This is a genomic window from Blastomonas sp. 34TW (assembly GCF_059803595.1).
This window is the reverse complement of record NZ_JAPFGW010000002.1, coordinates 229,256-242,612: the sequence shown is the minus strand read 5'-3', so window position 1 is coordinate 242,612 and position 13,357 is coordinate 229,256. Positions and strand designations below refer to the sequence as shown.

The 13,357-nt window shown below is 65.2% G+C and carries 12 protein-coding genes; 4 read left to right on the top strand and 8 right to left on the bottom strand.

The window, feature by feature from the left end; all coding sequences use genetic code 11:
• Position 1 precedes the first annotated feature (1 nt).
• Both OPU69_RS04290 and OPU69_RS04285 read left to right on the top strand, forming a co-directional pair.
• The gene (locus OPU69_RS04290; RefSeq protein WP_060979502.1) at positions 2–838 is read left to right on the top strand and encodes a TorF family putative porin; all 837 of its coding nucleotides are present in this window, start codon (positions 2–4) and stop codon (positions 836–838) included.
• A 103-nt stretch (positions 839–941) separates the two neighbouring features.
• Positions 942–1,682, top strand: coding sequence for a 7-carboxy-7-deazaguanine synthase QueE (locus OPU69_RS04285; RefSeq protein WP_498509460.1), 741 nt, complete (start codon positions 942–944; stop codon positions 1,680–1,682).
• 24 nt (positions 1,683–1,706) lie between these two features.
• On the opposite strand, the gene OPU69_RS04280 is transcribed toward OPU69_RS04285, so the two are convergent.
• The 6 genes from OPU69_RS04280 to OPU69_RS04255 all read right to left on the bottom strand — a co-directional run bounded on the left by OPU69_RS04280 (position 1,707) and on the right by OPU69_RS04255 (position 9,440).
• Positions 1,707–3,377 (bottom strand): ATP-binding protein, encoded by a 1,671-nt coding sequence (locus OPU69_RS04280; RefSeq protein ID WP_498509588.1) that lies wholly within the window; start codon positions 3,375–3,377, stop codon positions 1,707–1,709.
• Between the two features lie 131 nt (positions 3,378–3,508).
• Positions 3,509–4,270 carry a TIGR02186 family protein gene (locus OPU69_RS04275; RefSeq protein ID WP_498509459.1) on the bottom strand — a complete coding sequence of 254 codons (762 nt, stop codon included), beginning with the start codon at positions 4,268–4,270 and terminating at the stop codon, positions 3,509–3,511.
• Positions 4,267–5,184 (bottom strand): sulfite exporter TauE/SafE family protein, encoded by a 918-nt coding sequence (locus tag OPU69_RS04270; protein WP_060979505.1) that lies wholly within the window; start codon positions 5,182–5,184, stop codon positions 4,267–4,269. The genes OPU69_RS04275 and OPU69_RS04270 overlap by 4 nt, the downstream gene beginning before the upstream one ends.
• 70 nt (positions 5,185–5,254) lie before the next feature.
• Positions 5,255–6,400: a hypothetical protein gene (locus OPU69_RS04265; RefSeq protein WP_498509458.1), complete on the bottom strand. Its 1,146-nt coding sequence runs from the start codon at positions 6,398–6,400 to the stop codon at positions 5,255–5,257.
• A complete protein-coding gene (locus OPU69_RS04260) occupies positions 6,393–7,859 on the bottom strand; it encodes a glycosyl transferase family protein (protein ID WP_498509457.1) in 1,467 nt (488 codons plus the stop codon). Before OPU69_RS04260 ends, OPU69_RS04265 begins: the two co-directional genes overlap by 8 nt.
• Positions 7,860–7,880: 21 nt before the next feature.
• On the bottom strand, positions 7,881–9,440 hold the full coding sequence (locus OPU69_RS04255; protein WP_066044270.1) for a DUF389 domain-containing protein: 1,560 nt from the start codon (positions 9,438–9,440) through the stop codon (positions 7,881–7,883).
• A gap of 211 nt (positions 9,441–9,651) precedes the next feature.
• On the opposite strand from OPU69_RS04255, the gene nhaA reads away from it, so the two are divergent.
• Positions 9,652–10,956, top strand: coding sequence for a Na+/H+ antiporter NhaA (nhaA, locus tag OPU69_RS04250; protein ID WP_060979742.1), 1,305 nt, complete (start codon positions 9,652–9,654; stop codon positions 10,954–10,956).
• On the top strand, positions 10,953–12,266 hold the full coding sequence (locus tag OPU69_RS04245) for a hypothetical protein (RefSeq protein WP_498509456.1): 1,314 nt from the start codon (positions 10,953–10,955) through the stop codon (positions 12,264–12,266). The genes nhaA and OPU69_RS04245 overlap by 4 nt, the downstream gene beginning before the upstream one ends.
• An 81-nt stretch (positions 12,267–12,347) precedes the next feature.
• Here the strand turns inward: OPU69_RS04245 and OPU69_RS04240 are convergent, their stop codons facing one another.
• Together OPU69_RS04240 and OPU69_RS04235 are read right to left on the bottom strand one after the other, a co-directional pair.
• Positions 12,348–12,770, bottom strand: coding sequence for a VOC family protein (locus OPU69_RS04240; protein ID WP_498509455.1), 423 nt, complete (start codon positions 12,768–12,770; stop codon positions 12,348–12,350).
• A gap of 14 nt (positions 12,771–12,784) precedes the next feature.
• Positions 12,785–13,351: an invasion associated locus B family protein gene (locus OPU69_RS04235; protein WP_060979739.1), complete on the bottom strand. Its 567-nt coding sequence runs from the start codon at positions 13,349–13,351 to the stop codon at positions 12,785–12,787.
• Between the last annotated feature and the right edge of the window lie 6 nt (positions 13,352–13,357).

Below are 13,357 nucleotides of genomic sequence, written 5' to 3'. Positions count from 1 at the left end.
CATGCGTACGTCCAAATTCCACCGGGGCCTTGCGGGCCTCGCCCTCCTCGCGTCGTCGGCTGTCGCCACCCCTGCTTTTGCGCAGGAAGAGGAGTCCAAGCCGATCACGATCACGGGCTCTGTCGGTCTGGTGTCCGACTATCGCTTCCGCGGCGTTTCGCAGTCCGACGAGGGCGTGGCAGTCCAGGGCGGCTTCACCGTCAACCACGAATCGGGTTTCTACGTCGGTACATGGGGGTCCAACCTGGCCGGCTGGGGCACCTTTGGCGGCCCCAATCTCGAGGTCGATCTGTTCGCCGGTTATGCCACCACCGTGGGCTCGGCCGGCATCGATGTCGGCGTGACCTGGTACATGTACCCCGACGGCTTCGACAACACCGACTTTTTCGAAGGCTATGCCAAGCTGAAGGGCACCGCAGGGCCGGTTTCGCTGACCGCAGCGGTCTATTACGCTCCCAAGCAGGAAGCGCTCGGCAACTTCTCGAACACGCCGTTCAGCCGTGGCCAGAAGCAGGACAATCTGTACCTGGCTGGCGATGCCAGCGTTGCCATCCCCGACACGCCCGTGACGATCAACGCGCATATCGGCTATTCGGAGGGCAATCCCGGTCTCGGCCCCAACGGTACCAGCGTGACGCCCACCGGCGAATACTGGGATTATTCGATCGGCGCGGCAGTGAACGTCTATGGGCCGCTGACGCTCAGCGTCTCCTATGTCGATACGGACATCACCCGCGCGGAATCGGCCTATCTGCTGCCGAACTTCCAGAAGTTCCGCAACGGCGGAGGCCAGATCGCAGACGGCACGATCGTGTTCGCGGCAACCGCCGCCTTCTGACGACTGGCTGATTTTCCGGGGGGCTGTGGCCGCATCCGTTGCTCACGGGTGCGGCCACATCTTTTTGGCTTTCGGCCGCGAATTGGGCTAAGGGCGCCCGCGCATGACCCGATTGCGTCTCGCCACAGTCCGTCCGGGAGAGCCCGAGATCTTTCATTCGCTGCAGGGCGAAGGGATTTCCATGGGCAGGCCTTCGGTCTTCGTCCGCCTGTCGGGCTGCAACCTCGCCTGTCACTGGTGCGACACCCCCTATACCTGGTTCTTTGAAGGCCATGCCGGGCCGCATCGCGGCGAGCAGCGTTATGACCGGCGCGCCAACAGCGTAACGCTGAACATTGCCGCGGTTGCCGCTGCTGTCCGGCATTATGACTGCCCGCATATCGTGTTCACCGGCGGCGAGCCGCTGCTCCAGCAGCCGGCATTGGCGGCGCTCTGCGCGACGCTCGGGCCGGCCTATCATATCGAGATCGAGAGCAACGGCACCGTGGCGCTGACCGCCGGCTTTGCGCCGCATGTCCACCAGATCAACCTGTCGCCCAAGCTTGGTCATTCGGGCAATGCCGAAAGCACCCGGCGCAAGGAGGATGCGCTGGCCGCTTATGCCAGCGACCCCCGCGCCTGGTTCAAGTTCGTGGTTTCCGAGTCCGCCGATGCCGATGAAGTCGCGGCACTGGCGGAGCGGTTTGCGATTCCTGCCGAACGCATCATCCTGATGCCGGAGGGCACCGACAGCGCCACCTTGCGTTCACGGACCGCCTGGCTGGCGCCGTTATGCCTCGATCGCGGCTGGCGCTTCACCGACCGGCTGCACATCCACCTCTATGGCGACACGCGCGGCACCTGATCGGCGCGGTGGCGCGTAAATCGCTCAGCGACCGCCGTTCAGATTGTCCTTGTTGCGCCAGCGGGCAATGACGCGTGCGACCATCTCGCTCTCGCCGCCCTGTTCCTTCCACAGCGCGCTGAACGCAGGATCGTCCGAGGCCGGACGGCGCGCCTCGACAAGATCGTCGAACGCCACGCGGATCGGGATCGCGACGCCCTCGCCGCAGATGATGCATTCGCGGTTGCGCAGCGCCGGAATCGAATCGAGGAACCCGCGCGCGCCTTCGGGCATGGCCGACCGCACATGCGCCTGGTCGCGATCATTGTTGAGCCGCATCGCGATGATCGTGCCGCATTGCGAGAGCACGCCTTCCGAAAGGTCGGACGGGCGCTGCGTGACCAGCCCCAGCGAGACGCCGTATTTGCGGCCTTCCTTGGCGATCCGGCTCAGCACGTCGCGCACCGCGCTGTGCTCGTTGACCCGGTCGGAAGGGATGTAGCGATGCGCCTCTTCGCACACCAGAAGCACCGGTTTGGTCCGCTCCTTGCGGCTCCAGATGGCAAAGTCGAAGATCATGCGGCTGAGCACAGCCACCACGGTTGCGGTGATGTCCGACGGCACGCTCGACACGTCGATAACCGAGATCGGCTTGCCATTGGCGGGCAGACGGAAAATCTTGGTGATGAAATCGGACATCGTGTCGCCGACCAGCATGCCGGAAAACATGAAACTGTAGCGCGGGTCGGACTTGACCTCCTCGATCTTGCCCTTGATGCGCAGGAACGGCGCGCTCGATGTCGCCTTGTCGAGCTTGCCCATCTCGTTCTGGATGTTCGCCACCAAGTCGGACAGCATGTAAGGGATCGGCGTATCCACGGTAACGCGGGCATTGCCCATCGCCTGCTTGCTCTTCATTCGCGCGGCCAGCAGGCACTTGGCGAGAATTTCGGCATCAGTCTGACGGTCGGCGCCGTGCGAGGTCAGGAACACCTCGCAATGCTCCTCGAAATTCATCAGCCAATAGGGCATCGCGAGATTACCGACATCGAACAGCTCGCCATTCTGCGCGAAGGCGCTCGAATATTCGCCATGCGGGTCGATCATCACGATATGGCCGTCGGGCATCATGTCGCAGATGCGGTGCAGGATCAGCGCGGCGGCGGTCGATTTGCCGGTACCGGTCGATCCCAGCAGCGCGAAATGCTTGCCCAGCAGCGCGTCGACATAGAGCGCGCCGCGCGTGTCGCTGGTCGGATAGACGGTCCCGATCTCGATATGCGGTCGGGCATCGGCGGCATAGACCTGCTTGAGGTCCGCGCTGGTCATCGCATAGAGCGGCGTGCCGGGAACCGGATAGCGCGTCACCCCGCGGCGGAAGTTGAAGATGCGCCCGGTGAGCTTTTCCTCCTCGCCCTCGCCCAGGAAATCGATCTGGCAGACGATCAGCCCGGCTTCGCGCTGGTGCATGCGCTGGGTGCGGACATTGGCGACCAGCCAGCGATTGCCCATGCGGATCTTGACCTGGCTCCCCACCTGTCCGGCCATCGATATACTGGGATCGTTGTGATCGACCAGCGCCTGCAGGCGTGCTGCGTCGAGCAGCACCTGCGAGCTCGACCCGGCAATTTCCACGACCTCGCCGATGCGCAGATGTTCGACCGGGCGCTGGATCACCAGGGGAATGTCCGGACGCTCGGCAGAGCTGGCGGGCATGCGCCCCTGGAAACTGCGCGGGTTGAGATCGACCATCGGGCTGCCTTGTGCCTTTTGCTTTGCGTATTCGCAGCAAGGCATAGGCGCACAGGGTAAATTTTCCCTCTATGCCGAAGTCATTGTCGGCGCCGTCAAATCTTGCGGAAGATCACGCCGCCAATCCAGCCCAATAGCAACGAAATCAGCACCGCGCAGACGCCATAGGCAAAGGGCTGATATTCGGCGACCGTCGCGACGAACAGTTCGAAGCCGAACTTGCGCACCTCGATCTCGCGCACCGCCGCTGCAAGCACCTGGCCGTCGCGCACCAGAAAGGTCTCTGCGGTATAGATGCCGGTCGGCACGCTGGCGGGGATCGAAAGCCGCGCCTGATACAGCACGCCTTCCAGAATCTCGACGCTGCCTTCCTGCTGCTTGTAGAGCCCCTCGCGCCGGTTGAGATCGACCAGCCCCGAGAGGAACCGACGCTGTTCGGCAGGATCGATGGTTCCGGCGGGCGAAAGCTGCAGATTGTCGAGGCCGAATTCGTAGATCGCGGCCGTCCGCTTGTCGACGATCTTGTCGATCGGGCGCGAGGAGGCGACGGCATAATAAGCGGGCGCCGAGCGGAATTCGGTGCTCGCAGCGTTGAGCCAGATGCCGGCAATCTGCTGCTTTTCGCGCAGGATGATCGACTGCGGCGGACCTTTGAGGATCACGACGATATCGCTGTCGCGCGCAGGCGGGCTGCCGCCGGGATAGACGATCGCGCCGAACAGCAGCAATTCCGCGCCGGTAAAGCCGTACTGGATCTGGATATCGCGCTGCGAGACTTCGGGCACCAGCACCGGTTCGCTCGCCCCGCCGAGCAGCAAGGCCGCGAAAAACGCGGCGATCAGCCGCGCCAGCCTCATTTCAGCAGCTCGACCGTATAGATTTCCGCAGGGCGAAAACCGAGGCCGATCGCGAGCCGCGCCGCGACCAGCAGGACCAAGGTGGCCAGCAGCAGCCGCAGATATTCGGGCGGCAGTTTCTGCGCGAAGCGCGCGCCGATCTGCGCGCCGGTAACGCTGCCGATCAGCAGCAGCACCGCCAGCACGATATCGACCGCCTTGGTGGTCAGGCTGTGCACCATGGTCGAGGCGAGCGTCACGAACAGGATCTGGAACAGCGAGGTGCCGACTACGACCTGCGCCCCCATGCCGAGCAGATAGAGCATCGCGGGCACCATCACGAAGCCCCCGCCGACGCCCAGCAGGATGGTCAGCATGCCGGTGACAAAGCCGAGGATCAGTGGCGCAAGCGGCGAGATATACAGGCCCGAGCGATAGAAGCGCCAGCGCAGCGGCAGGTTGGCGACCAGCGGATGGTGGCGCCGCTTCTTGGGCGGCAGCGTCTCGCCGCGCCGCATCGCCCGCACACTGGCCAGGCTTTCGCGCGCCATCAGCCCGCCGATCGAGCCGAGCAGCAGCACATAAACGATGTTGATCACGGTATCGATCTGGCCGAGCTGCTGCAGCACGCGGAAAAGGGCCGCGCCCGCCAGCGTCCCGAAAATGCCGCCAACCACCAGCACGCCGCCCATCTGGTAATCGACCCCGTTGCGCCGGCTATGTGCGATGACACCCGACACGCTGGAGCCGGTGACCTGGGTGGAAGCGGAAGCCGCTGCTACCGTCGGGGGAATGCCGTAGAAGATCAGCAGCGGCGTGGTGAGAAAGCCTCCGCCCACGCCGAACATCCCCGACAAAATGCCTACAAGCCCGCCGAGCCCGATGATGACGAGCGCGTTGACCGAAAGATTCGCGATGGGAAGATAGACATCCATGGGTTGGAAAGTGCTAGCCGCTTTGGCGCATCAGCAGAAGGGGCAAGCGACCGAATGGGCAGGGTCGGGCTCAAAAACCCGCGGATAAGGTCAGCGCCACACCCGATGACGGGCGCGCCTGGCCGTCTATGCGCTGCCGCCAGTCGAGCGCGAAGGTCAGCGCGCCGCGCTCGACCGGCACCGTCAGCATGGCGCGCGGTCCCAGATCCATCCGATGCAGCCAGGGCTTGTCCCCCTGCCCGTCAGGCTCCTGCTGTCCGCCCGCCCAGAGCCCTCCACCCAATGCGAGTGTCGTGCCGCCGCGTTTGAGGACGGGCTGGGTGAGGCTTGCCTGAAGGTCGAAAAATGCCTGGGATTGCGCCAGCCCCACAAGTCCGGCCTGGCCATAGACCGACAGTTGCGCTCCGCTGCGACCGACCGCCCTGTCTCCCCCGGCGACCGCCAGAAGCGCCCAGCGGTCGCGCTGGCCTTCGACTAGGGAAAGACGGCGCTCGACAGCGAGATCGAAAGGCAGCCGCGCCATGGGCCGAACAGACAGGCCGAGCGCCAGCGTGCGGTCGTCGCTGCTAGCCAGCGCCCCCGTCGCCCGGGCATAGAGCGCCGGGCGATACCGAGCGTCGCCCATCGCCCAGCGCACCACCAGCCCGGCCTGGCTTCCGCCATATTGCCCGCCTGGCGCCAATATGCTGTCCGAGCTGCCCTGCCGGACCAGCGACCAGCCATAGACCGACCAGCGCCCGGCATGAGCGCGGGAACCGTCTGCCCCGCTCGGCGCGGGCGGCAACCATGCCTCCGGCGCTGGCGACAGCGGTACCTTGTCAGCCGGACGCGGCGGCACTGGCAGCAGCGGTAGCAACGCAAGTTCCGCATCCTGGGCCTGCGCTTGCCAACCCGGCGGTCCGACCACCGATCCGGTACTGCCGGCTCGCGGATTGGCGCCACCGGCCCCAAGAACGAGGTGCAGTGCGCGCAGCGGATCGTCGGCAGACAGGGCGCGCTGGTGAGCGCTGGCACGCAACTGCGGCGCGGCGTCTGCTTGGCCCTGCGACGTCATGCGCACGGGCACCGATGCGGTTGGTGTCGGATCGATCACGGGCCAGTGATGGATCACCCGGGCTGCGGACCAGGCGCATAACACGGTCAGCAGGAAAACCAGCGGCTGGCCGCGTCGGCGGTGCGCGATCCCCGACCCGGCATCCTGGCCCTGATCAGCCACGACCCTCGCCGATCATGGCAGGGCGCACCGCTGCGGGTTCGCCCCGCTGCGCTCCCATCGCCGCCGGGATCCGGTGCCGGGTCTTGTCCCAGGCCAGCGGCGCTCCGTTGAGGCTGGCAATATAGGCCAGCAGCGCTCGCCGCGCCGCCATGACCGCGATGACATTGCTGACCAGCGCGCGGGGCAGCGACCACAGGGCTTCGCGTGCGCCATGATTCCATCCGGTACAGGCCGCGCGCACGATCAGCCGCCAGACCAATGTGAAACCGGTCGCCACCAGCAGGACGCGCGACGCGGGATCGGGAGGGGCTGGCTGGTAAAGGCCCAGCGTTTGCGCAATCGCAACGACCAGCCACAGCAAAAGGCCAAGATATCCCGCGACAATCACCAATGCCGCCAGTGCCGACCGACGGTCGCGGGCACGCATCCAGATTTCGGCGATCGATCCGCCCCATCCGGTCCGGTCCCAGCCGGAAAGCGCGATGCCGATCATCCAGCGCGTCTTCTGGCGCACGGCTGCGCGCAGATCGCCCGGAAAATAGGCGCGCGTCGCCACCAGTTCGCCCGCCCCATCCCGCTGCCGAACGAAGGCGCCGCGACCGCCCTGTTCGTGGATCCGGATGCCGAGCTCGTAATCCTCGGTCAGGCTGTCCGTGGCAAAGGGTGCGTTGCCGCCAGAAGCCCCGGCCAGGCGCTGCAATGTCGCTCGCCGAAAGGCGCAACCGACCCCGGCACAGGGCATGGCGACCCCCATGCGCGCGCGCACCGGCATCTTGCGCAGATGCGCCTCGGCAAATTCATCGGCATAATGCCCGCCGACCAGGCGGGACGCGCGATCGATCAGCGGGCGCACCGGGATCTGGACGAAATCATGGTCGCTCAGCCAGCGGCGATAGACCTGAAACTCGGCCGCATGCACGACATCCTCGGCATCATGCAGCACGATTGCATCGAAGCGCCAGCGCTGCCTCGCCTCGTCACCGGTCATTGCCTGCCAGATGCGGTTGAGGCAATCGGCCTTCGAGCTTGGGCCCGTCGTGGACATCGTCACGAGCCGCAGACGCGTATCGCCCGCCGCTCCATGCCGCGCCGCATCGGCGGTCGCAGGGTCGTTGGCATAGACGCCGACATAGAGCCTGTAATCGTCATCCGGCCAGCGCGCCAGGCAGTACGCTACCATGTCGCCGATCACCTCGGCCTCATCCCAGGCGGGAACGAAAACGGCATAGCGCCAGGGCTGCCCGGCATCGGCATGATCGCGCTCGCGCGCCTGGCCGCTGTCGCGCAACAGATTGATCAACCAGACGAAATCGAGCGCGAGGTCGTCGAACGCTCCAATCAGGAACCAGATACCGGCGAATAACAGCAGCTCGTTGGCGAACAGATCGGCGGCAGAAAACAATGCTGTCAGCAGCGCGGTGGCAATGCCTTCAACACTGGCTGCATCCTGTGCGCCCAATTGCTTGCCCCCTGGCAGTCATCATGGAGCTCCCGTCTGGAACGCCCAGGCAAGGCGGACATCTGCGCTGGAGATCGATGAGTCGTTGCTTGTTACAGAAATGCCCGCTTCGGAAAGTTTCGTCAAAACAATTTGCGATTGATTTGCACGGCCCGATACGGTGAGCGCCAGGCCCGTCCTGCGCGCGGCCCAGATGGCCAGTGCAAGATTGGCCTCACCCTCGTCGCCCAGCTCTTCGCCGTCGAGCGGGATGTCGGGAAGCGGCAGCGGCGGAGGGATAAGCTGCAGCTTCCACTGCGGTTCGGCAGCCGAAAGCCGCTGTTCCAGCGCACGATAGGTAGCGAGCGTCGCGCCGGGCAGCGGGTTCGCGCGCACCTGCGCAAGGCGCTTGTCGCGATCGACCAGCACCGCCTCGGGCGACGCGCCTGCCAGCAACGCCAGCTCGCGCCCGACCAGCGCCGCGTTCTCGCGTTCCTTGAGCGAGGCGGCGCTGGCCGATGCCGATGCCAGCTGTGCAGCCTCCGCATCGCCTGCTGCCGTGCCGACGCGGAACTGGTCGAGACTGAGCTTGACCGGGCGGCCCAGCGCCTTGGCGAGGCCGGCCTCTCCAAGCGCAGCCGCCCGGCTGCGAAACTGCGGCGTCAGCACTGTCGCGCGAATGGTAAGCGGATCGCCTGCGAAATCGATATCGAGCTGGTCGATCTTCGCCTGGCGCGGAAACTGTTCGGCAAGCACGTCTCGCGCCTGGCGCTGCGCGCGCGCTTCCCAGGCGATCTGGCTGAGCGAATAGCCCAGCGGAATGGCGAGGCCAAGAAACACGGCGATGATCACGCCCGCCTGCACCCCGCTCTGGCGGCTGGTCAGCTTGGGACCGAAGCCATAGAGCCGCGCCATCACCGCAGCCGCGATGGCAATGGTCATCAGGTTGGTGACGAAGAGGAGCAGCGCGCCGAAGAACACCGTAGCGTTGAGCGTAGCGAGGCCGAAACCGACTGTCGCCAGCGGCGGCATCAGCGCGGTCGCGATCGCCACGCCGACGATCGTGCCCTCTCGCCCCCGGATCATCGCATAGGCCCCGGCGAGCGCCGAGAACAGCGCGACCAGCAGGTCGAACAGATTGGGCCGGGTGCGTGCGGCGATCTCAGACGTGACGTCCTTGATCGGCGAGAAGAAGACCACCAGCGCGGTGAACAGCACGGCCATGACGATCCCTGCCGCCAGCGTCATCGCGGTGCGGCGGATCTCGTTGCCATCGATGGTCGCGATGCCGAAGCCCAATCCGATGATCGGACCCATCAACGGCGAGATCAGCATCGCGCCGATCACCACCGCAGGCGAGGACAACAGCAGCCCCAGCACCGCAATGCCCGCCGACATCAGGATCATGAAGGCATAGCGCGGGGTCAGGCTGGCCTCGTCATCAACCTTGGCAATCACCGCACGATGCTCGATGCCGGGGATCACGCTGCCCCGCCACCAGCTGCCCAGCGGCCCGGCCACACGCGCGGCAAAGCGGCCCAGGCCGGAGCTCTTGCCAGGGACCGGTTGCGCTCCGCCAGCGCTGCTAGTGAATTGAGACATCGAGGTTCACCCTTGCGTTACCTGTCCGGGGGTGGACCCGCCCGGCCTTTGCCGATAGACGTTTGCACATCATCGTACCAGCCGTCAGCAGCCATCGCGCCGCTGGCGCGTTAGGACAACGGCAACTGACCGATCGGCCCCGCAAAGGGGGTTTGTTCTTCCAGAGCATATCCGGTCCAGTACGCTTGGGCATCGAAAAAAGGGAGCAGACATGGGCGCACAGGGGATACCGGGCGGCAGCGAGACATCGGCGCTGCGCAAGTTCCTCAACAGCGAGGCAGCTGGAGGCATCATCCTGATCCTGTCCGCAGCGATTGCGATGATCATCGCCAACAGCCCGCTCTATGACCTGTACCATCATGTGCTGCACGACATTCAGGGTCCGGTATTGACCAAGAAGCTGGGCCCGATGACCCCGCATCTGTGGATCAACGACGGTCTCATGGTCATCTTCTTCCTCTATGTCGGGCTGGAGATCAAACGCGAGCTCGTCGACGGACGGCTATCGACCTGGGACAAGCGCCGCCTTCCGGTGATCGCGGCAATTGCCGGCATGGCCCTGCCCGCGCTCATCTACCTTGTCGAAACCGGCGGAGACCCTGCGGTCGTCAACGGCTGGGCCATCCCCGCCGCCACCGACATCGCCTTTGCCATGGGCGTGCTGGCGCTGCTCGGCAAGCGTGCGCCGACCTCGCTCAAGCTGTTCCTGGTCACCGTCGCGATCGTCGACGACATGGGCGCAGTGGCGATCATCGCGCTGTTCTATACCGAAGGCCTCGCCCCCATCTGGCTGGGCGCAGCCGCAGTCGTGATGGCAGCAATGTACGCGCTAAACCGCTTCAGGGTGATGAACCTCATCCCCTATCTGCTGCTCACCGTGGTGCTGTGGTACGCGATCCTGCAATCGGGAGTGCACGCGACCATCGCCGGCGTGCTCGCGGCCTTCATGATCCCGATCATCAAGACCCCCGGCGCGCCCGATGCCCATGACAGCCCGCTCCACCGGCTGGAACACGGCATTTCACCATGGAGCAGCTTCCTCATCATCCCGCTGTTCGGCTTTGCCAATGCCGGCGTTTCGCTGGAGGGCGTGGGGCTGGGCGAGGCGTTCGCGCCAGTGCCGCTCGGCATCGCGTCGGGCCTGTTCCTGGGCAAGCAGATCGGCATTTTCGGCAGCGTCTGGCTGTCGGTGAAGCTGGGCATTGCCAGCAAGCTGCGCGGCGCGACCTGGCTGCAAATCTACGCCGTCGCGGCCTTGTGCGGCATCGGCTTCACCATGAGCCTGTTCATCGGCGCGCTCGCCTTCCCCGGCAACGCGCTGCTGATCGACGAGGCGAAGATCGGGGTGATCATGGGCTCTGTCGTTTCCGCGCTGCTGGGCTATACCATCCTGCGCGTCTGCCCCCTGCACCCGCAGCACGAACAGGAAGAGCGCGAACAGGAAGAAGAAGTGGGCGCCGACGGTGACGTCGAAAGCCTGGAAGACGACGAGGACGAGGAAGTAGCACGCGCATGAAGATGTTCGCCCGTTTCGGCCTGCTGGCCCTGGTGCTGGCCTGCGCCGCTTGTGTGACCAAGCCGGCGCCCCAGGCCAGCAAGCCTGCCGACCCACTCAACGACATCGCGCGCCAGTATGTCCTGCTGTCGCTGGAAATCGGCACGCACGAGGACGGCTATATCGACGCTTATTATGGCCCCGCCGAGTGGAAGCAGCAGGCCGAGGCCAATCCCCGCGACTTGCCCACGCTGGCCCAGGCAGTCGATGCGCTCGACGCCAGCCTGATGGCGATCGATGTTTCGGACCGCGAGATCCTGGTACAGCGCAGAGCGAAATTCCTGCACGCCCAGCTCCATGCCGCACGCACGCGGCTGAAGATGCTACGCGGCGAAAAGCTCTCGTTCCGCCAGGAATCGCTCGGCCTGTTCGGTGCGACGCCGGACATCCAGCCGCTGGCAAGCTATGACCCGGTGCTGCAGCAGATCGAGACGCTGCTCCCCGGTCCCGGCACGCTGGCAGAGCGGGTCGATGCCTTTCAGGAACGCTTCGTCATTCCCGCTGACCGGCTAAAACCGGTGTTCGATCGCGCCATCGCCGAGTGCCGTGCGCGCACCGCCGCGCACATCCCGTTGCCCAAGGGCGAAAGCTTCCGCATGGAGTTCGTCACCGGCAAGCCGTGGAGCGGGTATAACTATTACCAGGGCAATCTCGCCAGCCTGATCCAGATCAATACCGACCTGCCGATCCGCATCAGCCGCGCGGTCGATCTGGGCTGTCACGAGGGCTATCCCGGCCACCACGCGCTCAACTATCTGCTCGAGCAGAAGCTGATGCGCGGGCGGGGCTGGGTGGAGTACAGCGTCTATCCGCTCTACAGCCCGCAAAGCCTGATCGCCGAAGGCTCGGCCAATTTCGGCATCGACCTTGCCTTTCCGGGCGACGAGAAGCTGGCGTTCGAGACGCGCGAACTCTACCCGCTCGCAGGCCTCTCCACCGCCGATGCGGCGCGTCTAGCACAGCTGCAAAAGGCGCTTTCGGGGCTGCGCGGCGCGCGCTTCACCATCGCGCAGATGTATATCGACGGCCAGATCGACCGCGCCCAAGCGATCGCGATGACCCAGAAATACCAGTTGATGAGTGAGGCGCGGGCGAAGCAGTCGATCGGCTTTACCGATACCTATCGCAGCTATGTGATCAACTATGGTCTCGGCCAGGACATGGTGCAGGCCTATGTCGAGACAGCCGGACCCGATGCCAAGGCGCGCTGGGCGGCGATGGAGCGCGTGATCAGCGAACCGACCCTGCCGGTGGATCTGACGTTCAAGTAACCCGTTCTCCGGCGAAAGCCGGAGCCCAGGAGCGAGATTGCTCTATCCCGCCTCTGGATTCCGGCTTTCGCCGGAAAACACTCAGCTGGCAAACAGCATCGCGTCGTCGGCGAACGCCTTGAACTCGAGCGCATTGCCCGCCGGATCGTGGAAGAACATCGTCGCCTGTTCGCCCACCTGGCCTGCAAAGCGGATATGCGGCTCGATCACGAAGCGCGTCCCCGCCGCCTTGAGCCGGTCGGCCAGCGCGTGAAAATCGTCCATCGTCAGCACCACGCCGAAATGCGGCACCGGCACGTCATGCCCGTCGACCGGATTGTGGTGCGCGCGCCGCGCCCCGGCCTCAGGGTCGAGATGCGCGACGATCTGGTGACCGAACAGGTCGAAATCGATCCAGTGATCGGACGAGCGTCCCTCGCCGCAGCCCAGCACCTCGCGGTAGAAGTTCCGCGCCGCTGCCAGGTCATCGACGGGAAATGCCAGATGGAACGGTCGGATGGTCATGCGCGAACCGGCTGTCAGAAGCCGGTGAGCGCGGCGTCGAGACCGGTCGGCACCACGTTGATGACGATCGGCTTGCCCTCGAGGTCGAGAAAGACCAGTTCGAGCTTCTTGGCCTTTTTGAAATTGGCGATATCGGTCGGGCCCAGCGGCTTCTCGCCGATACAGCCTTCGGGCAGGCAGCGGCTGAACACGATCTTGTCGATCGCCTTGGTCTGGTCGCCATCGACCTGGATCAGCGCGCCGGTATCGAGCCGGACGCCCAGCGGCACCTTGACCAGCAGGCCGGTCTTGCCGGTGGTCTTCTGCCGGGCGATCGCGACGCGGATCACTTCCTTCTGGTTGGCCTCGTCGATCAGCGATTGCACCGCGTCGCAGATTTCCTGTTCGCCGGTGCCCTTGCAGCCTGCGGTCCAGGGTTTGGCGCCATTGGTCCCCATCTTCGGCGTGATCGCCTGGGGTGCCGCCGGAGCGGTGGCGGCGGGTGCAGCCGGGGTCGCAGGCTTGGCGGTCTGCGCGGCAAGCGGGGCCGAGACCAGGGCTGCGGCCAACGCGAGCGCGGCCGAACGGAACACGAAATCCATCGCAAT

Bases quoted from the DNA above. Each gene is read 5' to 3' on its own strand.
- OPU69_RS04280 (WP_498509588.1), bottom strand. From the start codon at position 3,377: ATGCCCGCCAGCTCTGCCGAGCGTCCGGACATTCCCCTGGTGATCCAG.
- OPU69_RS04270 (WP_060979505.1), bottom strand. From the start codon at position 5,184: ATGGATGTCTATCTTCCCATCGCGAATCTTTCGGTCAACGCGCTCGTC.
- OPU69_RS04285 (WP_498509460.1), top strand. From the start codon at position 942: ATGACCCGATTGCGTCTCGCCACAGTCCGTCCGGGAGAGCCCGAGATC.
- OPU69_RS04255 (WP_066044270.1), bottom strand. From the start codon at position 9,440: ATGTCTCAATTCACTAGCAGCGCTGGCGGAGCGCAACCGGTCCCTGGC.
- OPU69_RS04290 (WP_060979502.1), top strand. From the start codon at position 2: ATGCGTACGTCCAAATTCCACCGGGGCCTTGCGGGCCTCGCCCTCCTC.
- OPU69_RS04240 (WP_498509455.1), bottom strand. From the start codon at position 12,770: ATGACCATCCGACCGTTCCATCTGGCATTTCCCGTCGATGACCTGGCA.
- OPU69_RS04275 (WP_498509459.1), bottom strand. From the start codon at position 4,270: ATGAGGCTGGCGCGGCTGATCGCCGCGTTTTTCGCGGCCTTGCTGCTC.
- nhaA (WP_060979742.1), top strand. From the start codon at position 9,652: ATGGGCGCACAGGGGATACCGGGCGGCAGCGAGACATCGGCGCTGCGC.
- OPU69_RS04235 (WP_060979739.1), bottom strand. From the start codon at position 13,351: ATGGATTTCGTGTTCCGTTCGGCCGCGCTCGCGTTGGCCGCAGCCCTG.
- OPU69_RS04245 (WP_498509456.1), top strand. From the start codon at position 10,953: ATGAAGATGTTCGCCCGTTTCGGCCTGCTGGCCCTGGTGCTGGCCTGC.